19 protein-coding genes are annotated in these 20,149 nt (G+C 72.9%); 10 read left to right on the top strand and 9 right to left on the bottom strand.

The window, feature by feature from the left end:
• Positions 1-336 precede the first annotated feature (336 nt).
• Positions 337-657: a hypothetical protein gene (locus LQ326_RS03455; protein WP_234532213.1), complete on the bottom strand. Its 321-nt coding sequence runs from the start codon at positions 655-657 to the stop codon at positions 337-339.
• 4 nt (positions 658-661) lie between these two features.
• Between LQ326_RS03455 and LQ326_RS47765 the strand changes: the two genes are divergently transcribed.
• Together LQ326_RS47765 and LQ326_RS03450 are read left to right on the top strand one after the other, a co-directional pair.
• Positions 662-790, top strand: coding sequence for a hypothetical protein (locus tag LQ326_RS47765; protein WP_268206601.1), 129 nt, complete (start codon positions 662-664; stop codon positions 788-790).
• A gap of 31 nt (positions 791-821) precedes the next feature.
• Positions 822-1,586 (top strand): bestrophin-like domain, encoded by a 765-nt coding sequence (locus LQ326_RS03450; RefSeq protein ID WP_234532203.1) that lies wholly within the window; start codon positions 822-824, stop codon positions 1,584-1,586.
• Positions 1,587-1,823: 237 nt separating this feature from the next.
• Here the strand turns inward: LQ326_RS03450 and LQ326_RS03445 are convergent, their stop codons facing one another.
• Positions 1,824-2,651, bottom strand: a complete 828-nt coding sequence (locus LQ326_RS03445; protein WP_234532201.1) for a hypothetical protein — start codon at positions 2,649-2,651, stop codon at positions 1,824-1,826.
• A 335-nt stretch (positions 2,652-2,986) separates the two neighbouring features.
• Between LQ326_RS03445 and LQ326_RS03440 the strand changes: the two genes are divergently transcribed.
• The gene (locus LQ326_RS03440; protein WP_234532199.1) at positions 2,987-3,661 is read left to right on the top strand and encodes a class F sortase; all 675 of its coding nucleotides are present in this window, start codon (positions 2,987-2,989) and stop codon (positions 3,659-3,661) included.
• Positions 3,662-3,689: 28 nt separating this feature from the next.
• On the opposite strand, the gene LQ326_RS03435 is transcribed toward LQ326_RS03440, so the two are convergent.
• Together LQ326_RS03435 and lysX are read right to left on the bottom strand one after the other, a co-directional pair.
• A complete protein-coding gene (locus LQ326_RS03435) occupies positions 3,690-4,523 on the bottom strand; it encodes a polysaccharide deacetylase family protein (protein WP_234532197.1) in 834 nt (277 codons plus the stop codon).
• A 115-nt stretch (positions 4,524-4,638) separates the two neighbouring features.
• Positions 4,639-7,911, bottom strand: coding sequence for a bifunctional lysylphosphatidylglycerol synthetase/lysine--tRNA ligase LysX (lysX, locus tag LQ326_RS03430; RefSeq protein WP_234532195.1), 3,273 nt, complete (start codon positions 7,909-7,911; stop codon positions 4,639-4,641).
• A 289-nt stretch (positions 7,912-8,200) separates the two neighbouring features.
• On the opposite strand from lysX, the gene LQ326_RS03425 reads away from it, so the two are divergent.
• Positions 8,201-8,656: a universal stress protein gene (locus tag LQ326_RS03425; RefSeq protein WP_234532192.1), complete on the top strand. Its 456-nt coding sequence runs from the start codon at positions 8,201-8,203 to the stop codon at positions 8,654-8,656.
• Here the strand turns inward: LQ326_RS03425 and LQ326_RS03420 are convergent.
• Positions 8,592-9,839: an MFS transporter gene (locus LQ326_RS03420; protein WP_234532191.1), complete on the bottom strand. Its 1,248-nt coding sequence runs from the start codon at positions 9,837-9,839 to the stop codon at positions 8,592-8,594. The two genes, LQ326_RS03425 and LQ326_RS03420, sit on opposite strands and share 65 nt — an antisense overlap.
• A gap of 102 nt (positions 9,840-9,941) precedes the next feature.
• Here LQ326_RS03420 and LQ326_RS03415 point away from each other — a divergent pair, with 102 nt between their 5' ends.
• Positions 9,942-10,892, top strand: a complete 951-nt coding sequence (locus LQ326_RS03415) for a LysR family transcriptional regulator (RefSeq protein ID WP_234532189.1) — start codon at positions 9,942-9,944, stop codon at positions 10,890-10,892.
• 60 nt (positions 10,893-10,952) lie between these two features.
• On the top strand, positions 10,953-12,365 hold the full coding sequence (locus LQ326_RS03410) for an amino acid permease (RefSeq protein WP_234532187.1): 1,413 nt from the start codon (positions 10,953-10,955) through the stop codon (positions 12,363-12,365).
• Here the strand turns inward: LQ326_RS03410 and LQ326_RS03405 are convergent.
• The gene (locus LQ326_RS03405; protein ID WP_234532185.1) at positions 12,362-13,177 is read right to left on the bottom strand and encodes an alpha/beta fold hydrolase; all 816 of its coding nucleotides are present in this window, start codon (positions 13,175-13,177) and stop codon (positions 12,362-12,364) included. The genes LQ326_RS03410 and LQ326_RS03405 overlap by 4 nt on opposite strands.
• A gap of 73 nt (positions 13,178-13,250) precedes the next feature.
• On the opposite strand from LQ326_RS03405, the gene LQ326_RS03400 reads away from it, so the two are divergent.
• Positions 13,251-13,724, top strand: a complete 474-nt coding sequence (locus tag LQ326_RS03400) for a MarR family winged helix-turn-helix transcriptional regulator (protein ID WP_234532183.1) — start codon at positions 13,251-13,253, stop codon at positions 13,722-13,724.
• Between the two features lie 6 nt (positions 13,725-13,730).
• Here LQ326_RS03400 and LQ326_RS03395 read toward each other — a convergent pair whose 3' ends face one another.
• A complete protein-coding gene (locus LQ326_RS03395; RefSeq protein ID WP_234532181.1) occupies positions 13,731-14,879 on the bottom strand; it encodes a CapA family protein in 1,149 nt (382 codons plus the stop codon).
• A gap of 221 nt (positions 14,880-15,100) precedes the next feature.
• Here LQ326_RS03395 and LQ326_RS03390 point away from each other — a divergent pair, with 221 nt between their 5' ends.
• The 3 genes from LQ326_RS03390 to LQ326_RS03380 all read left to right on the top strand — a co-directional run bounded on the left by LQ326_RS03390 (position 15,101) and on the right by LQ326_RS03380 (position 17,105).
• Positions 15,101-15,649 (top strand): sigma-70 family RNA polymerase sigma factor, encoded by a 549-nt coding sequence (locus LQ326_RS03390; protein WP_234532170.1) that lies wholly within the window; start codon positions 15,101-15,103, stop codon positions 15,647-15,649.
• A 144-nt stretch (positions 15,650-15,793) separates the two neighbouring features.
• Positions 15,794-16,300: a hypothetical protein gene (locus tag LQ326_RS03385; RefSeq protein WP_234532160.1), complete on the top strand. Its 507-nt coding sequence runs from the start codon at positions 15,794-15,796 to the stop codon at positions 16,298-16,300.
• Between the two features lie 148 nt (positions 16,301-16,448).
• Positions 16,449-17,105, top strand: coding sequence for a zf-HC2 domain-containing protein (locus LQ326_RS03380; protein WP_234532158.1), 657 nt, complete (start codon positions 16,449-16,451; stop codon positions 17,103-17,105).
• A 7-nt stretch (positions 17,106-17,112) separates the two neighbouring features.
• Here the strand turns inward: LQ326_RS03380 and LQ326_RS03375 are convergent, their stop codons facing one another.
• Both LQ326_RS03375 and LQ326_RS03370 read right to left on the bottom strand, forming a co-directional pair.
• Positions 17,113-17,976, bottom strand: coding sequence for an Fpg/Nei family DNA glycosylase (locus LQ326_RS03375; RefSeq protein WP_234532156.1), 864 nt, complete (start codon positions 17,974-17,976; stop codon positions 17,113-17,115).
• Between the two features lie 33 nt (positions 17,977-18,009).
• Entirely contained in the window at positions 18,010-20,109 is a 2,100-nt protein-coding gene (locus LQ326_RS03370; RefSeq protein ID WP_234532154.1) for a SpoIIE family protein phosphatase, read from the bottom strand.
• Positions 20,110-20,149 lie beyond the last annotated feature (40 nt).

The following is a 20,149-nucleotide window of genomic DNA, read 5'->3' as shown; positions in this document are numbered from 1 at the left end:
GCACGACATCAGGTACGGATGCCGGGGGCCGAAGTGTTCAACGGGCGCACGAATTTCTTTCCGGACGCTGTGGCCGCGGACCGCGTCCCGCACGGCCGTACGCTTCGAGCCATTCGCGAGGCGGTGTGATTCAAACCGGTTTACGCCACATGTCCCCCGTTCGGATCAATCACCCGGCACTCCGGCGTGCGACGGCCCCCGACGCCCCATGATCTTCGTCGTGCATGCACCCGAAGCGACCAGACTCGCGCCCGTCCCAAGGGCGTTGGCCCTGCTGACGCTGACGTGGGCCCTGGTGGGCTGTCCGGTCGGCGCGGCGTCGGCCGACGCCTGCGCCTACGCCTCGACGGGCCCCGACGGCATCCACGCGGTGGCCGTCGCCGGCGGCTCCTGGCCCACTCCCCCGCCGTGCCCGGCCCCCACCCCGCCGCCCTGCCCCACACCCACTCCGACGCCCACGCCCACCCCGACACCCACGCCCACCCCGACGCCCGAACCGCCGCGCACCACCCCGCCGGCGCCGCGCCCGGCCCCACCGCCGCCACCCCGGCCGGTCCGCAGGCCCACGCCGGCCCCGACCCCGCCACCGGCTCCCCGGCCCAGGCCGAGGCCGACCCCCACCCCGACGCCCAGCCCGACCCCGACCCCGAAGCCCACCCCGGTGACCTACCCGCCGTACCGCGTCCAGTCGACCGGCGCGCCGGCCCCGAAGCGCACCTCCCCGGTCACCTACGTCCTGCTCATCGCCGTACCCGCGATCATCGCCGTCGCCGCGTTCCGCGCGCGCTGACGGCCGGCCCACCGATTCCTGGAGGCTTCCGTTGCCGGATTGGCTTGTTCTCGTCCTCGCGATGCTCGCGGCCGTCGCCGTGGTCGTCGTCATCACCCTCGTCCGCGACAAGAGAGCGACGGAGGACGAGGATCCCTCCGAGACGCCGGACGTGATCGAGTACATGACCATGTGGATCGGCGTCATCTACGCCATCGTCCTCGGCCTTGCGGTGGCCGGCGTGTGGGAGGCCCGCAGCGCCGCCCAGGACCATGTGCAGGCGGAGGCGCAGGCGCTGCACGAGATCTACGAACGGGTGCGGGTGTATCCGCCCGACACCCGCGACCGGATCCGGGCCGACGTCGACGCCTACGTCACCCAGGTCGTCGACAAGGAGTGGAAGGAGATGGCCGACCACGGCCGGCTCTCCCAGCACGGTGCCGGGCTGCTCGCGCGGATCCGTCAGGACGTCACCGACTACCAACCGAAGACCGACTTCCAGGCGCAGGCCTACCAGCCGCTGGTGGACCAGGTGGCCGCTCTCGACCAGGCGCGCAGCGCCAGGGCCGACTCGACGGGGGCGACCATGCCGAGCGTGGTGTGGATCGGGCTGCTGACCGGAGCCGCGGTCACCATCGGCATGGTCTTCGCGCTGCAGATCAGGCGCACCCGGCGCGAGCTGATCCTCGCCGGCCTGTTCTCCGCGACGATCGCCTTCATGCTGTTCCTGATCTGGGACTTCGACGAACCGTACAGCCGGGGCATCACGGCGACGGCACAGCCGTTCCTGAACCTCTTCCCGCACATCAGGGGGTAGGGGCACTCCCGGGGACACCGCGCGGCGCCGCGCCACGCCGCCGGTACCCCCGGGACGGCCCACGCGTCCCCCGTCCGATCCCCGGGAGACCGGCCCCGGCGCCGCTGGTGGCGGGCCCGGTCGGTACGGCGTACCGGCGCTCGCACGGGCGCGCCGGCGGGGACGGCGCCTGATCCCGGCGCGGCCGGCGGAGCTGCGCCCCGGCCCGCCGGGGGACGGGGGCACAGGCCCGCTGCATCAGATCCGGTTCTCGTGCCGGCGGCGCAGCCAGAACCCGCAGCCGGCGAGCACGGCCGCGCCCACCAGGCCGCCGCCGATCGCCATGTCGGTCGGCGTCGCCCCGCTGGAGATGCTGCCGCCCAGCCCGGCCTGCACTCCGCCGAGCTTGGGGGTGGACTGCCACCCGTCGGACCCGGGGTCCTGATCCCATCCGTCGGAGTCGTCGGAGTGTTCCGGCCCGTTCAGCGCGGGCCCCCGGTCGAGCACGGTGAAGGCGGACTGCCGGGTCATGAAGTGGTCGTCGCAGCTGACGGTGATGTCGTACGGTCCCGTGTGGGCGTTCTGGCGGATGGTGGCGACACCGCGCGCCATGTCCCCGCCGAACGGGGACAGCCGCTGCGTCCCGAAGGCGGCGGACCTCATGTCGCCGCGGTGGCAGCCGTTGACGGTGACGGTGAGCTGCTCCCCTCTGCGGACCGTGCGGGGCTGGACGGAGATGTTGCGCCCCCCGTCGCCCCGGCCGCCGAGTTCGTCGAACTCGTGGCCGCGTCCGCGCTGGCCTTCGCCACGCTCGCCGTAGCCGCCCACGCCGAACCCGGGGACCAGTACTCCGGGGACGGCGGCGACTCCGGGAGCCACTCCCACCCCTCCGACACCGGGAGCCACTCCCCCCACGCCGGGAGCGACACCGGTGCCGGGGGCGACGCCCGTCCCCCCGACGACCGGGGCCTGGGTGTTGGCCGGGCCGCCGCCGTTTCCAATGCCGTCCGCGACGGCCATGGGGGCGGCGGCTCCGAGAACGGCGACCACTGTGCACGCGGCCGCCAGGGCACGTGAGTTTCGCATCTCTTCCTCCGCGGAAGGCGCCCCGGGAACCGTCCCCGGTGGATCGGCGAGAAAGCACCTCCCGAATAGACCCTCAGATGCCCTGAACACGCCCGCATTTCGAGAATGGTCCGTCCTGGTGAGGGGACACGCCGCACGAAAAGCGCACAATCGGATATTGCCGCAGGTCACGGACCGTCAGAAAAATCCTGAGAACGGCAACTCGGATGGCGCACCGGAATACCCGCGGGCCACCCGTTCGCCCGTCGCCCCGTCGCCGCACGCGCGCGGGGGACTTAGCTTTTTCCCATGCGCGATACGGACCTGAAGGCGGCCGCGTCGAGAGGGGATGGCGAATGTCTGCGTCCGAACTTTCCGAGGTGGCAGAAGAGGAGGAGCGGCGGCGGAAGCGTGCCCCCTGGGGCGTGATAGCGCTCGTCCTGCTGACCGGTCTGGCACTCATTCGGAACGGTTCGGGAGAGTTCGACGTCGGCCCGCCGCAGCCGGCCTCGGCCGCCGCCCCGGACAGCCGTACCACGGTCCCGGGCATCTTGGCCACGGCGCCCGCCCCGCTGCCGTTCGCCGCGGCGGACCGGATCCGGATCCCGGCGATCCGGGTCGACGCGCCGGTGATGCCGGTGGGGCTGGACACGGCCGGCTGGATCGCGGCGCCGCCGCCGGACGACCCCAACCTCGCGGGTTGGTTCACCGGCGGTGTCTCACCGGGGGAAAAGGGCACCTCCGTCGTCGTCGGTCATGTGGACAACACGAAGGGGCCGGCGGTTTTCTACGGGCTCGGTTCCCTGAAGAAGGGAAACCGGATCGAGGTCGACCGCCAGGACGGCCGGACGGCCGTCTTCGAGATCTACGGAATCGAGGTCTTCGCGAAGGCCGGCTTCCCGGGCGACCGGGTCTACGGTTCCAAGGGCACTCCGGAGCTGCGGGTCATCACCTGCGGCGGCGGTTTCTCGAAGCAGAACGGCTACGACGGGAACGTCGTGGTCTTCGCCCGCCTGGTCGAGGCCCGCTGAGGCCACCACCGGGCGGGCGCGGGCCCGTTCACGTACGGCGGCGCGGCACGGTCAGGTGGTAGCCGTTGTCCAGCAGATAGGGCAGGTACTCGCGCAGGGCCTGGACGCTCTGTGAGCGGTCGCCCCCGGCGTCGTGGGAGAGGACCACGACACCGGGGGCGGCGCCGTTCTCGATCGTGTCGACGATGGTGCGGGTGCCCGGGACGGTCCAGTCGGTGCTGTCCACGGTCCACGCCATCGGCTCCATGCCCATTTCGGCGCCGAGTTGGAAGGCCGCGCGGTTCCAGGCACCGTAGGGGGCACGGAACCACTGCGGGCGTTCGCCGTAGGTGTCCTCGATGGCGTCGCTGGTGCTCGTCATCTCGTCGCGGATCTCCCGGCGGTTCAGGGTGGTCAGCAGCGGATGCGTCCAGGTGTGGTTGCCCACGACATGGCCCGCGTCGGCCATCCGCGCGACCAGCTCCCGGTTCTCGACGATGCACTCCCCGCACAGGAAGAACATCGCCCGCACGTCGTACTTGGCGAGGGTGTCCAGGATGTGCGGGGTGTAGTTCGGGTTGGGTCCGTCGTCGAAGGTGAGCATCATGCGCCTGCCGCTGCGGGAGATCTCCGTGATCGGCTCCTTGCGCACCTTCAGCTTGCGCGGCGCGGTGGGCGGCGGGCCGTATCCGGTGAGCGGCTGGAGCCGGAAGGCGGAGGGCTTGAGGGCCGGGCGAGCCTGCGCTCCCGCGGCCGGCGCGACCCCGCCGGCCGCCTCCTCGGCGCTGCTCGCCAGCACGATGCCCGCGGTACCGGCGGCTCCCAGAGCGGCGCCGCCGGCGAGCAGCAGCCGGCGTCGGGTGAACAACTGATCCTTCTGCATGACTCATCAGTCGCCCGGCAGGGCACCGCCGCACCACTTCGACACCGGTGCGGCGGCGGGAAAGCACCCGCACGGACCAGCAGGAGGAGGTTTCGGTAAGAAAAGACCAAAAAGATCAGCGGCGGCGGACCAACGGGAAGGGCAGCGTCTCGCGGATGGTCAGGCCGGTGAGGAACATGACCAGCCGGTCGACGCCGATGCCGAGCCCGCCGGTGGGCGGCATCGCGTATTCGAGGGCGTCGAGGAAGTCCTCGTCGAGCTCCATCGCCTCGGGGTCGCCGCCGGCGGCGAGCAGCGACTGGGCGGTGAGCCGGCGGCGCTGTTCCAGGGGGTCGGTCAGTTCGGAGTAGGCGGTGCCGAGTTCGATGCCGAAGGCGACCAGGTCCCAGCGCTCGGCGAGCCTCGGGTCGGTGCGGTGCTGCCGGGCGAGCGGCGAGACGTCGGCCGGGAAGTCCTTGTAGAAGGTGGGCATCCGGGTCCGCTCCTCCACCAGGCGTTCGTACATCTCCAGCACCACGTCACCGGGCCCGTCGTCGGCGGTGTACGGCACCCCGGTGCGGTCGCAGTGCCGGTGCAGCCGCAGCAGTTCGGTGCCGGGGCCGATCTCCTCCCCGAGCGCCTCGGAGACCGCCCCGTACACGGTCTTGACCGGCCAGGTGCCCGAGAGGTCGTACTCGCGTCCGTCCCCGCGGGCCACGGGTGCGCCGAGGGCGGCGGTCGCCGCGTCCTGGATCAGTTCACGGGCGAGGTCCAGCATCACCTCGTAGTCGGCGTACGCCTGGTAGGCCTCCAGCATGGTGAACTCGGGGTTGTGCCGGTGGGAGACGCCCTCGTTGCGGAAGTTCCGGCCGAGTTCGAAGACTTTCTCCAGACCGCCGACGCAGAGCCGCTTGAGGTACAGCTCGGGGGCGATGCGCAGGTGGAGGTCGAGGTCGTAGGCGTTGCTGTGGGTGGTGAAGGGGCGGGCGTTGGCGCCGCCGTGGATCTGCTGGAGCACCGGGGTCTCGACCTCCAGGTAGCCACGGTCCAGGAGACCCTGGCGCAGCGCCTGTACGGCGGCGCAACGGGCGCGGAGCACGGCGCGGGCGGCGGGGCTGGTGGCGAGGTCCAGGTAGCGGCGGCGGACCCTGGCCTCGGGGTCGGCGAGACCGCGGTGCTTGTCGGGCAGCGGGCGCAGGCACTTGGCGGTGAGCTGCCAGTCGGTGACGAAGAGGGTCGGTTCGCCCTGGTCGCTGACGCCCATGCGGCCGGTGGCGGCGATCTGGTCGCCGATGTCGGTGTCGGCGGTGAACCGGTGGAGGGCGGTTCCCGACCCGTCGCGGGTGAGGGCGAGTTGGCGGTCGCCGGACCAGTCGCGCAGCGTCACGAAGACGATGCCGCCGAAGTCGCGGACCAGCATGATCCGCCCGGCGACGGTGGCCGTCTCGCCGTCGCGCAGGTCGGCGAGGGCACGGGTGGGCCGTACGGTCGCCACCGGGTAGGGGTCGACGCCCGCCGCCCGCAGCCGGTCCAGCCTGTGGCGCCGGACCCGGAACTGGTCCGGCAGCCCGGCGTCCGGGGCGCCGGTCCCGGTTCCGTCCCCGCTGCCGAGGCCGGGCACCGGCGCGGACGGCGCCACGCCGACGGGCCGCGGTCCGGTCCGCGGGTGCCCCTTGCCCCAGAGTTTGCGCAGGGACGGTACGGAGACGAACCCTTCGGCGATTCCGGAGGCGAGGCCGATCCGGGCGAGGGAGCCGGCGTCGCCGTAGCAGAGGAAGCGCGGGTACCACTCGGGGCGGTACTTGGCGTTGGAGCGGTAGAGGGCCTCCAGCTGCCACCAGCGGGAGAGGAAGAGCAGCAGCCCGCGCCACAGCCGCAGCACCGGTCCGGCGCCGATGCGGGCGCCCTCCTCGAAGACCGAGCGGAAGACGGCGAAGTTCATGGAGATCCGGCGCACCCCCAGTCTGGGGGCGGCCGCGCACAGGTCGGCGACCATGAACTCCACGACCCCGTTCGGTGCGGTGCGGTCCCGGCGCATCAGGTCGAGGGAGATGCCGTCGTCGCCCCAGGGCACGAAGGAGAGCAGGGCGAGCAGCCGGCCGTCCTCGGCCATGGCCTCGACGAGCAGGCAGTCGCCGTCGGCGGGGTCGCCGAGCCGGTCCAGGGCCATGGAGAAGCCGCGCTCGGTCTCGGTGTCGCGCCAGGCGTCGGCCCGGTCGACGATCTCCTCCATCTCCGTCTCGGTGAGGGTGGCGTGGCGGCGGATCCGGCAGCCGGCGCCGGTGCGCCGGACCCGGTTGACGGCCTGCCGGGTGACCCGCATCTCGCGGCCGCCCAGGTCGAAGTCGGCGACGTGCAGGATCGCCTCGTCGCCGAGTTGCAGGGCGCCGAGCCCGGCGCGGACGTAGCTTCTGGCGCCGTCCTCGGAGGCGCCCATCACCGCGGGCGCCCAGGCGTGCCGGCGGGCCGCGTCCAGCCAGGCGGCGACGGCGTGCGGCCAGGCCTCCGGGTCGCCGACGGGGTCGCCGCTGGCCAGGCAGACGCCCACCTCGACCCGGTAGGTGACGGCGGCCTTGCCGCTGGGCGAGAAGATGACGGCCTTGTCCCGGCGGGTGGCGAAGTAGCCGAGGGAGTCGCGGTCGCCGTAGGCCCTGAGGAGGGCGCGGATGCGGGCCTCCTCGTCGCCGTGCAGGGCGGCTTCCAGGCGCTGTGAACGGAAGAGGGTGGCGGCGGCGTTGAGCAGGGCGAGGGCGCCGAACAGGCCGAGGAGGAAGGAGACGAAGCGGGGCGGCCGGCCGGCGTAGGTGCGGACGGAGACCAGGCCGCCGCAGACCCGGTCGGCCGCCCAGGCGAGGTGCTGCCCGTGCGGGAGCGAGCCGGGGAAGAGGGAGACCAGGCCCCAGCCGGCCAGGATCGCCACCACCAGGCCGACCAGCAGGACGGCGAGGGCCTGGCGTACGGCGGCCCGGCGGGAGGCCGCGTAGAACTCGCGGCGGGCCACGATCAGCAGGGCCAGGGCGAGTCCGCAGACCACCAGTGAGCTGAACGAGTACCAGTCGAAGCCGAGGGCGACGGCCACGACGTCGGCCAGCACCAGCAGGCCCAGGTAGATCACCACCAGCCACCAGGCGACCTTCTTGCGGGCGGCGGTGGCGCCGGCGAGCAGGAACAGGAAGACCGCGTAGGCCAGGTTGGGGCTGACGGGCACCACGACGGCGTTGAGGAAGTGCACGGCCGGGCGGAGCAGCACGCGCAGCGGGGCGATGAAGGAGAGCAGGGCGCACAGCAGGCCGAGGGCGCCGAAGAACGTCCCGAAGGCCTCCGGCACCCAGGTCAGCCGCCCGCCGCCGGGCGGCCGTGTCCGGCCCGCCGTCTCCCTGCCGGTGGCGGGCTCCACGGCGGCACTCATGTCTCCGACTGTAGGAAGGCCCCGCCCGGCCCGCCCGTCGAGCAGCCCGAGCCCGACGGGCGGCTGCGGGCCGGTGGGGGCTGGTCGCGCCCACGCGGTGGAGCCGCGTATCGGTACAGCCCCGCGCCCCTTTCAGGGGCGCCGGGTGCGCGCCCCCTCAAAGGGGCGCGGGGAACTGCGCGAGCAACCACCCACAGCCCGCGCCCGCACCGCGCGGCCGGGACCGGCAGAACCCGGCGGGCCGCCCCCGGGCGCCCACCGGACCTGCGGATTCCGATAGCCTCGGAACGTGGCGGAACAACACCAGTTCGAGCGGGGCACGGACGGCCCCAAGGTCATCGTGGCCGGCATGGACGGCTCGGACTCCTCGTGGCGCGCGACCTCCTACGCCGCCGGTCTGGCCCGGCGGCAGCACGCGCTGCTGGCCGTCGTGTACGTCCAGCCGGTGCTGGCCGCCGGGGCGGCGCTCGGGGCGCCGGTGGCGGAGACCACCGACGAGATCGCGGAGGACCTGGTGACGCAGATCCGGGACGCGGCCGAGCGGCTCCGGGGGGTGTTCGAGGTGCGCTGGGAGTTCCACACCTTCCGCGGCGACGCCTACAGCGGGCTGGTGAAGGCGGCCGACGAGCTGAAGGCCGACGCTGTCGTGGTGGGCGCCTCCGAGCAGGCCGGCCACCGCTTCATCGGCTCGGTCGCGATCCGTCTGGTGAAGGCGGGACGGTGGCCGGTGACGGTCGTGCCGTAGCGGTCTCCCGCAGGAGCAGCAGCGGGGTCGCCAGGAGCAGGACCCCGGCGAGGGCGATCGCGGTGCGCGGGCCGGTGAGGCCGGCCAGCAGCCCCCACAGGGCGGTCATGGCGGCCGTGCTGGCCTTGCCGGTGATCGACCAGGCGGACAGGGTGCGGGCGACCCGGCCGTCCGGGGTGTGCTCCAGCCGGCGGGTGGCGGACACCGGGCTGTAGACGCCCGAGCAGGTGATCACCCCGAACTCCAGGACCATCACCAGCAGCAGTCCCGGCACCCCGGGCCCGACGAAGGCCAGCCCGACGGGCCAGACGGCGCGCAGGACGCTCGCGGTGCGCAGCACCCGCCACTGCCCGTACCTGGCGACCAGCGGCCGGGCGATCCGGGCGCCCAGGAGGCCGCCGAGGCAGGGCACCGCGAAGGCGAGACCGTACTGCCAGGGGGCGAAGCCGAGCGGGCCGAGCATGAGGACGGCCAGCGGCGGTACCGCGACCATGATCAGGGCGTTGCCCGCGAGGCTGTTGAGGAAGAGGGGCCGCAGGGCGGGGCTGGACAGGATGTGCCGCCAGCCGTCGAGCAGGTCGGCGGCGCGCAGCCGCGGTACGTCCTGGGGTGCGGGGCGGGGCTCCCCGCCGCCGACGGCCCGGATGCCGAGCGCCGACAGCAGGAAGCTGACCGCGTTCGCCGCGACGGTCGTCGCCGGGCCGAACAGGCCGATCGCGGCGCCGCCGAGGGGCGGCCCGAGGACCAGCGCGGTCCAGTTGGCGGACTCGAACCGGGTGTTCGCCGTGAGCAGCCGGCCGGCCGGGACGAGGGCCTTCAGGAAGGCGCCGGAGGCCGCGTTGAAGGTGATGTCGGCGGCCGCGACGATCACCGAGACCAGCAGCAGCTGGCCGAGGCCGAGGGCACCGAGCGCGTAGGCGGCCGGGACGGTGAGCAGCGCCGCGAACCGGATCAGGTCCATCGCCATCATCACCGGCCGCTTGCGCCGGAACTCCACCCACGGCCCGAGCGGCACCGCCGCGACCGCGCCCACGGCGGGCCCGGTGGCCGCGAGCAGGGCCACCTCGGCGGACCCGGCGTGCAGCGCGATGACGGCGATCACCGAGAACGCGTCGAAGGCGAGATACGTGCCGAGCGCACTCACCGAGTACGCGGCCCACAGCCACCCGAACCGCCGCCCCATGCACAACCTCCCGTTGACCGGGTCCATGAAAACGTGCAGGTGGCCGCCGGATCAAACAACCTCCGGGCCCGCCGCCACAACCATCGGTTGTACGGTGTGGCGGTGGATCTCACCGCCGTGCGCACCTTCGTCACCGTGGCCGACTACGGGCAGTTCCAGGAGGCCGCGGCCGTCCTGGCGGTCACCCAGCAGGCCGTGTCCAAGCGGATCGCGGCGCTGGAGAGGGAGCTGGGGGTACGCCTGTTCACCCGGACCGCCCGGGGTGCCGAGCCGACCGTCGACGGCCGGGCCTTCCTGCCGTACGCCCGCGAGCTGCTGCTGGCCGAGGAGCGGGCGGCCGCTTCGGTACGGCGGGGCCGGCGCCCCCTGCGGGTCGACGTGGTCGGTGCCCGGCTGGCCCCGGCGGCGCTGCTGCGCGGCTTCCACGAGGCGCACCCGGACCTCGCCCTGGACGTCGTCACCCTCTTCGACGTGGACTCGGCGCTGACCGCCCTGCGCTCGGGCGCGATCGACGCGTCCTTCCGGGCCGTGGCCATGCCCGGCCGGCCGCTGCCCCGGGGTGTCGAGGCCGCCCGGGTGTACGACGAGCCGGTCCAGCTGCTCACCGGCCCGGGGCACGCCCTGGCCGGCCGGACCTCGGTCGCGCCCGGGGAGCTGGCCGGGCACCGGATCTGGATACCGGGGATCGTGGAGGGCACCGAGTGGGCCGCGTACTACGCCTCGCTCGCCACCGAGTTCGGGCTCACCATCGACTCCTCGGGCCCCAACTTCTCCGGGGCGCTGCAGGACGCGCTCGCGGGCTCCGACACCCTGGCGACCCTGGTCAGCGAGCGGACCGGGCTGGCCTGGCCGGACGGCCACGATCTGCGCCGGATTCCGCTGCTCGGCCCGACGCCCCTCTACCCGCACTCGCTCCTGTGGGCCGCCGCCAACCCGCACCCGGCGCTGACCGCCCTGCGCACCCATCTCGCCGGCGCCCGCCCGCCGCGCGGCGCCGCCCGCACCTGGACGCCCGGCTGGGCCGAGACCGTGCGTGGTGTCTTCCGTCCTTGACGCCCCTGAGCCATCATGATCGGCCGTCAGCCGTTCGCGACCGGCGAAGAGGTGAGGCGCATGACCAAGCTCCGCATGGGTGAAGGAATTCTCCGTCGCAAACCCATCGAACACATCGAGGAGACGGAGGCCACCACGGGCCCCCGGCTCGACAGATCGCTCGGGCTGGTGCAGCTGACCGCGATCGGCGTGGGCGGCATCATCGGCGCGGGCATCTTCACCCTCGCCGGCACGGTGGCCAACGAGACGGCCGGGCCCGCCGTCCTGGTCTCGTTCCTCATCGCCGGCGTGGCGAGCGCCTGCGCCGCGCTGTCGTACGCCGAGTTCGCCGGGCTCATCCCGAAGGCGGGGTCGGCGTACACGTACGGCTACGCGGTGCTCGGCGAGTTCGCGGGCTGGTTCATCGGCTGGGACCTGCTGCTGGAGTACACGGCGATCGTGGCGGTGGTCGCGATCGGCATCTCCGGGTACTTCAGCTTCCTGGTCGAGGAGATGGGCGCGAACCTGCCGCACTGGATGCTGGGCGCCCCCGGCACCGGGTCCGGGCACCGGGTCGACCTGTTCGCCGCCGTGCTCTGTCTCCTCATCGCCGGCCTCCTCAACCTCGGCATCCGCAGCGCGGCCCGCTTCGAGACCTTCGTGGTGGTGCTCAAGGTGCTGGTGGTCCTGCTGGTGATCGGCGTCGGCGTCTTCCACGTCGACTCGGCGAACTACCACCCCTTCTTCCCGTTCGGCATCAGCGGCGCGTTCACCGGAGCGGCGACCGTGTTCTTCGCGGTCTTCGGGTACGACGCGATGTCGACGGCGGCCGAGGAGTCGAGGGACGCGCAGCGGCACATGCCGAAGGCGATCATGTACTCGCTGGCGATCTCGATGGTGCTGTACGTGGCGGCCTGCCTGGTCCTGACGGGTATGCAGGACTACAAGGGCATCGACCCGGAGAGCGGCTTCTCGACGGCGTTCAAGTCGGTGGGGCTGAGCGGGCTGGCGGACGTGATCGCGGTGGGCGCGATCATCGGCATCCTGACCGTCATGTTCACGTTCATGCTGGGCGTGACCCGCGTCTGGTTCTCCATGTCGAGGGACGGGCTGCTGCCCGGCTGGTTCGCGAGGACGCACCCGACGCGGCACGTGCCGACGAGGGTGACCTGGATCGTCGGGGCGGCCTCGGCGCTCCTCGCCGGGTTCGTGCCGATCGGCGAGGCGGCCGAACTCACCAACATCGGCATCCTGCTGGCGTTCGTGGTGGTGTGCGCGGCGGTGATCGTGCTGCGTTACCGGCAGCCGGAGCTGCCGCGCACCTTCCGTACCCCGGGGATGCCGTTCGTGCCGGCGCTGGGTGTCGTCTTCTCGGTCTGGCTGATCACGTTCCTGAAGTGGCAGACCTGGGTGCGGTTCGCGGTCTGGTTCGTGATCGGGTGCGTGATCTACTTCGGCTACTCCTACAAGAGGTCGCGTCTGGCCGGGTCCTAGAGGCCGCGGAGGAAGCCGAGCAGGAGGGCGTTGAACTCCGCCGGCCGCTCCAGGTTCGGGTAGTGGCCGGTGCCCTCGATGATCTCCGACCGGCCGTTCGCCACCGCACGGGCCAGGCGGTCGGCGGCGGCGAGCAGGTCGGCGGGCTCCAGACCGCCGTTGACCGTGAGCACCGGGACGTCGGTCTTCGGCACCCGGGACCAGGAGTCGGTCACGCGCACCAGACGGTCGGGCTCGTCGGGTGTGTGCTTGGAGATCGAGTGCAGGGCCATCTCCCGCAGCCGTCGCGGGATCTCCGGGTCGACCGCGTCCAGGGTGCGGTGCTCGCCCGCCACCACCCGCACGAAGGCGTCGAGCCAGCCTTCGATGTCACCGGCGCCCAGCGTGCGGGCGTACTCGGCCTGGAGCTCGGTGTGCCAGGGGTCCGTGTACCGGAAGTCGCCCGTCGCCGCCCCGCAGGTGACCACCGCGCGGACCAGTTCGGGGTGTTCCAGCACGGTGTCGGTGGCGATGACCCCGCCCATGGAGACGCCGACGACGACGGCGGGCCCGGCGTCGAGGTGGCACAGGAGCTCCGCGAGGTCGTCGGCCCAGCGGAACGGCCTGGTCGCGTTGGCGGAGAGGCCGTGGCCGCGGACGTCCGGGGCGATCACCCGGTACCCGGCGGCGAGCGCGGGCAGCTGCCGGTACCAGAAGCGGTGGTCGACGTAGCCGGCGTGGAGCAGGACCACCGGGTCGCCGGAGCCGGTGTCGAGGTAGGCGAGGTCGCCGTCGGAGGAGGGGAAGAAGCGGATGTCCGCAGCACCATTCATGACAACCAAGGTGTCATCATCGCGGGATTTTGACAACTGAGTTGTCATCTCGACGAGGGTGCATGATGGCCGGGTGGACGACATCGACAAGCCCCTCGCCCCCGACGAGCTGGGCGAGCGCATCACCGAGGTGTTCGATCTGATCGGCCCGCTCTACCGGCGCGCCTTCCGCAAGGTCGAGCAGGGTGAGCAGATCGAGGGGGCGTCGGTCGGGGTGCGCTCGGTGCTGGACCTGCTGCGCCGGTACGAGCCCATGACGGTGCCGCAGATGGGCCGGATCATGGCGCTGAGCCGGCAGTTCGTGCAGCGCATGGTGAACGACGCGGTGGCGCGCGGCTGGGCCGAGGTCACCCCCAACCCGGCGCACCAGCGCTCCTCCCTGATCCGGCTCACGGACGAGGGCCGGGCGACCATCACCGCGGTCCTCGCCCGCGAGCACGCCCTGAACCGGCAGGTCGGCGGCGATCTGACCGACGCCGAGATCACGGCGTGCGTACGGGTGCTCAAGCAGTTGCTGGCGGCCTTCGACCACGTCGAGGTGGACTGACCGCCGCTACTCCCCCATGATCAGCCCGTCCTTGGCGGCCCCGCGGCTGAGCACGACGTCGCGGATGGCGTCCCGGGCCGCCGTGTAGTCGGCGCCCTGGGCGATGGCCGCGTTGAGGTCGACCACCCGGCCGGCGTCCAGGTCGTACAGCTGCGGGACGAACTCGGCCCTGGCGACCTCCCAGCGGCCGCCCGGCCGGGCGGGCGGGGCGAAGGTGAACCGGGCGAGGGTGGACTCGTTGCCGCGCGGGTCCTGGTGGCCCTGGCCGTTGTACATCTCGCCGGCCAGCTGGTCGCCGAGGCTGTAGACCACCCAGGTGCCGTTGACCTTCTCGTACGCCTGCGGGATGTGGGCATGGGTGCCGAGGAGCAGGTCGATGTCGGGGCGGCCGCCGGTGCGCGCGGCGGTGAGGGTCCTGGCGAGGGCGAGCTGCTGCTGGTCGGGGGCGTCGGTTCCTTCGGTGCCCCAGTGCACGGAGACGACGACCACGTCGGCGCCGGCCTGCCGGGCGGCGCGGGCGTCGGCGAGGATGCGGTTCTCGTCGAGGAGGCTGACCGCCCAGGGCCGGCCGGGCGGCAGGGCGTTGCCGTTGACGTCGTAGGTGTAGGAGAGCTGGGCGACTTTGGCGCGGCCCGCGTTCATCAGGTTGAGGGTGCCGGCCTCGGCTTCGCTGCGGGCGGTGCCGGTGTGCCTGAGGCCCACTTGGTCCAGGGCGGCGAGGGTGCGCTGGATGCCCGCGGCACCGTCGTCCAGGGCCCGGTCGGAGGCGGTGGAGCAGCCGTCGTAGCCGGTGGCGGCGAGGGCCTCGGCGAGCTGCGGCGGGGAGGTGAGGCCGGTGGGGCCGCCGTCCGTGCCGGTGACGGTCGCCAGGTGACAGAGCGCCAGATCGGCCCGCGCGACGACGGGTTCGACGCCGGCGAGCATCGGGCGGAAGTCGTAGCCGTTGCCGCCCGCCTCGAAGTTCGCGTGGTCGGTCGCGGACTTCTGCGGCATCACGTCACCGGAGGCGACGAGGGTGAAGCCGGTCGCGGGCGCGGCGGGCGCCGGGTGCGGGGGCGGGGCGGCGCCCTCCTCCCGCAGGTGGTTCTGACAGGCGGCCGCGGCGGCGAGGAGGGCGGTCAGGGCCAGGGCCGCCCGGCGTCTGCGATTGATCATCAGGAGCACCCCAGAGTCGCAAGCCTTGTCCGATTTACAGATCAATGGGTACGAAGGTCGGGGCGACCGCAAACAACTCAGGCGCCCCGATTGACCCATCCGGGTCGGGTACGCCGCGTGACGGACCGTTCGTCGCACCGTTCACCGACACGATCGACCGTCCGCCGCACATCCCTGTGCGCCCCCTGTCCCCCGGCCGGACCCTGCGATGCCATACGGCCATGACGGCCGGAACCACCCTTCCCCACGGGACGACGACCGCCGAGCACGAGCTCGTCGCGCTCCAGCGCGAACACGGCCGACCGCTCTTCGCGCTGCTGCTGCGGCTCAGCGACGGCGACCGGCAGCGGGCCGAGGACCTCGTCCAGGAGACCCTCGTACGCGCCTGGCAGCACCCGGAGGCGCTGCGCGCCGACGCCTTCGACTCCGTGCTGCCCTGGCTGCTGACCGTCGGCCGGCGGCTCGCCATCGACGCGCGCCGGGCCCGGCAGGCGCGCCCCGCCGAGGTGCCGGACGCCGTGCTGGAGAACACCCGGGCGGTCGGCGACCACGCCGACCGCGCCGCCGCGACGCTCGACGTCCGCGAGGCTGTGAAGACTCTCACCCCCGAACACCGTGAAGTCCTGGTGCTGGTGTACTTCCAGGGGGCGAGTGTGGCGGAAGCCGCCGAGACCCTCGGGATTCCACCCGGTACCGTGAAGTCGCGCGCTTACTACGCGCTGCGCGCCCTGCGCCGGGTTCTGCCCGGTTACGCACCCGGCCTGCGATGAAACCGCGAGCAGAGCAAAGCCTTCGCAAAGCGCCTTGCTGAGGACCAGGTTTGAGCAATCTGCTGTCTTCATCCGTGTTCCGCACCGGGAGAGGAACGGACCCGGGGTCGGGGCCACGCGCGCACCGGAGGAAGGCAGGACGGGATGCTGCACAGAGGTCAAGAGAGCACGGACGGGGCCGGAAGCGGGGAACTGGCGGTCCCGATGGCCTGGCTGTACGCCGAGTACATCGCCGACGAGCTGCTGCGCACGGGCGATCTCATGCCGCCGACGTCCTTCGAGTTCCGGGCCGGCCGTGACGCGCTGGCGCTGACCGTCTTCCTCTCCGACGCGGACGGCGAACTGTCGGGCATCCGGGTCGTGTCCCAGTTGGAGACCTGGCTTTCGCTGACGGCGTACGACCAGCCGTGGCAGGAGTGGGTGAGGGAACGTATGGCCGGGCTGGCCGCCGAGTCGCACGGGCCGTCGCCGGACCTGGATCTGGCCGTGGCGGCCTGGCGCTGGCTGGAGGAGACCGAGCTGCTGGCGCCCGATCTGGACGCGGTGCCGGGCGGCGGTTCGGTGTTCGGCGAGGACGACGGACCGAAGGTGTGGACCCCCGCCTGGCGGCTCGGTCTGCCCCTCGGGCACCTGGCGATCCATCTTTTTTGATTCAGGACCAATCCGCGGGCCCGGCCGCTCCGAATCCGTTGATTACGATTCTGTACGTGGCTTGAGTGAAACGGCTGCCGACTGCGTACGGGTGGGAGCAAGGAACAACGCGTAACCCCCACCCGCACCTTCGGCACGAGGATTCGTCATGAGGTCCCTGGAAAGGCATCGCGACGTCGGCGCGTACGCGCTCGGCGTGCTGGACGAGGCGGAGGCCTTCCGCTTCGAGGACCACCTCATGGAGTGCCCTCAGTGCGCGGCACACGTGACCGAGTTCGGCCCCGCGGCACGGCAGTTGATGCTGTACCGCAGGGCCACGCCGCGCTTCGTGCACCCCATGGCGCAGCCCGGTCCCCGGCTGCTGGACCGGCTGCTCGCCGAGGTCGCGATCCGGCACCGGGCCAAGCGCCGCAGGCTGCTGTACGGCCTGGCCGCCTCGGTGGTCTTCGCGGTCGCCGGCCCCGGCATCGCGGCCTATGCCGGTCACGACACCACGCCGGCCGTGCAGGTCACCGCGGCCACCGGCGCGCAGTCGGGCATCTGGGCGCAGGTGAAGTCCCAGGACACGGACTCGGGCAGCACCATCGAACTCCAGGTGAAGGACCCCGGCGGGCCGCGCTCCTGCCGCCTGGTCGCGGTCGGCGACGACGGCTCCGAGCAGATCGTGACCACCTGGGCGGAGCGGGACCACGACGACCGGGTGAGCACCATGACGGGCGGCTCCTCGATGCACCAGGACGAGATCGACCGCTACGAGGTGCGCAACGCGGACGGGCAGCTCCTGGTCGCCCTGGACCCCGGGTGAGCCCCGGCTACTTGAGCAGCCGGGACAACCGGCGGTCCGCGAGCGGCTTGCCGCCGGTCTGGCAGGTCGGGCAGTACTGCAGCGAGGAGTCGCTGAAGGAGACCTCGCGGACGGTGTCGCCGCAGACCGGGCAGGGCTCGCCGGTCCGGCCGTGGACCCGCAGCCCGCTCTTCTTCTCGGCCTTGAGCCGCCCCGCCGCCAGGCCGTGGGAGCGCTCCACTGCCTCGGTGAGGGTGGTGCGCAGCGCCTGGTACAGCCGGTGCGTCTCCTCGGGGGTCAGGGACGCGGCCAGCTTGAACGGGGACATCCTCGCCGCGTGCAGGATCTCGTCGCTGTAGGCGTTGCCCACCCCGGCGATCAGGCTCTGGTCGCGCAGGGCGCCCTTGAGCTGCCGTCGCTCGTCGGCCAGCAGCGCCGTCAGGCGGGCCTCGTCGAAGTCCGCGGCGAGCGGGTCGGGGCCGAGCCGGGCGATGCCGGGGACGTCCCGCGGGTCGCGGACGACGTACACGGCCAGTTTCTTCTGGGTGCCGGCCTCGGTGAGGTCGAAGCCCGCCCCGGTCTCCAGAGCCGCCCGCAGGGCCAGGGGACCCTTTCCGGGCCGGGGCGGACCGTCGGGCAGCCGGTCCTTCCACTGGAGCCAGCCCGCGCGGGCCAGATGGGTGACGAACCGCAGTCCGCGGTCGCCCTCGACGTCCAGGAACTTGCCGTGCCGGTGGACGGCGACGACCTCGCTGCCCTCGAAGGCGCCGACCGGCGGGTCGTACGTCTTCAGGACGCTGACGGCGACCGGCAGCACGCGCACCACCTGGTGGCCGACCAGGTTCTCGGTCAGGAAGTCCCTGAGCGCTTCGACCTCGGGCAGTTCGGGCATGCGTCCAGAGTGCCACCGGGCGCCCCGGTGGTGTCAGGTCCCGCCGGTCCTCTCCGGCATCCGGAACTCGCACCAGACCGCCTTGCCGCTGCCGCGGGCCTCCACGCCCCACCCGTCGGCGAGCCGGTCGACGAGCAGCAGCCCCCGCCCGGAGACCCCGTCCGCGCCGGCCTCGCGGCGGCGCGGCAGGGCGCTGGAGGGGTCCTCGACCTCGACGCGCAGCCGGCGGTCGCTGCCGCCGAGGACCCTGAGGGTGACGATCGCGCAGCCCTCGGTGTGCATGAGGGCGTTGGTGATCAGCTCGTCGGCGACCAGCTCGATCTCGTCGGCGCGGTCCCCGGCGCCCCAGGCGCGGACGGCGGCACGGACCATGCGCCGGGCCAGGGCGAGCGCCTCGGGGTCGCCGGAGGCCACGTGCTGCTGGAGGCGGCCGACGGCCCGCGCGGTGTCGGAGCCGCGGCGGCGCAGCAGGAGCAGGGCCACGTCGTCGTCACCGGCCCGCTCCTCGGCGATCTCGATCAGCCGGTCGGCGAGGGCGCGCACGTCCTCGGGCCCCTCGGTGACCTGCTCGGCCAGGGCCCGCATGCCGTCCCCGAGGTCGGCGCCGGGCTGCTCGACGAGCCCGTCGGTGCACAGCAGCAGCATCTCGCCGGGGTCGAGCTCCAGGGTGGACACCGGGTACTCCAGGCTCTGGAACTCGGCGGACAGGCCGAGCGGCAGCCCGCCCTCGACGGGCACCCGGCGGCAGCCCCCGTCGGCGGCGCGGACCAGTGGGTCGATGTGCCCGGCGCGGACCACCTGGACCACCCCGGTGGCCAGGTCGGCCTCGGCGTACAGGCAGGTGGCGAAGCGGTCGGTGTCGAGCTCGTCCAGGAAGACGGAGGCGCGGGCCATCACGGTGGCCGGGGCGTGGCCCTCGGCGGCGTAGGCGCGCAGCACGATACGCAGCTGGCCCATGACGGCCGCCGCGTGCGTGTCGTGGCCCTGGACGTCACCGATGACCGCGCCGACCCGGCCGCCGGGCAACGGGATCAGGTCGTACCAGTCGCCGCCGATGTCCCGGCCCAGGGGGCCGCCGGCGCTCGCCGAGCGGTAGCGGACGGCGACGTCGGCGCCGCGCACGCTGGGGATGGTGCGCGGCAGCATCGCCTGCTGGAGGCCCTGGGCGAGGTCCTTCTCCTGCTCGAAGAGCATGGCCCGCTGCAGGCTCTGCGCGATGCTGCTGCCGAGGGCGACCAGGACGGCGCGTTCCTCGGTGGAGAAGCCGAGCCGGTCGTTGTAGAGCAGGCCCATGGCGCCGATCGGGCGGGCCTGGGCGATCAGGGGCAGATAGGCGGCCGAGGTGATGCGGAGGCCGGTGATGTGCGGCCACAGGACCGGGTAGCCCTCGGCGAACTCCTGAGGTGACTCGATGAAGCGCGGGCTGAGGGTCCGCACCACCTCGCCCATCGGGTACGGCTCCTCTATCCGGGTGATCCGGGTGCCCGGCACGAAGCTGCCGGCCGGTCCCTCGGCGACCAGCCGGATCCGGCCCGCCTCGACCAGGCCCATCACCAGGCTGGCCGCGCCCAGGTTGGGGATGCCGCGGGTGCCCTTGAGGACGTCGATGACCTCCTGGACACTGCTGGCGTGGGCGAGCGCGGCGGTGACCGCCTGGACGACGCCGGTCTGCCGGCGCAGCGCCTGTCCCTGGGCGTCCCGCAGGTCGCGGGCCTCGCTGTCCTCCAGTTCCTGGGTGGCGTCCCGGACGATGCCGACGACCCGGCGCGGGCGGCCCGTCTCGTCGCGCCGGATGTAGCCCTGGGTGTGGGTCCAGCGCGGGGTGCCGTCGCGGCGCCGGATGCGGAAGTACGCCCCGTAGTTCTCGCTGCCGTCCTTGATGGCCCGGGACACCACCTCGTCCAGTCTGCTGGACTCGGCCGCGGGTACCCGGGCGGCGAGGGTCTCGGGGCGGCCGTCGTACTCCTCCGGGGTCAGGTCGAACACCTCGTACGCCTGGGCGTCCATGTGGAACAGGCCGGCGTCGAGGTCCCAGTCGAAGGTGCCCATGCGGTTGAGCGCCAGGATCGGGTGGTCCGGATGGGCGGGCCAGTCGTCCGGGAGTGACGGAGCGCTCGCTCCCCGATCAGCCATGGGGCCACCATGCCAGGGGAACCCCCGACGGGCAATTCCT

Origin of the sequence: Streptomyces shenzhenensis (assembly GCF_021462265.1) — a bacterium.
Classification (GTDB): Bacteria; Actinomycetota; Actinomycetes; order Streptomycetales; family Streptomycetaceae; genus Streptomyces; species Streptomyces shenzhenensis.
The sequence above is the reverse complement of the archived record's forward strand: the minus strand, read 5'-3'. Positions and strand labels throughout refer to the sequence as shown.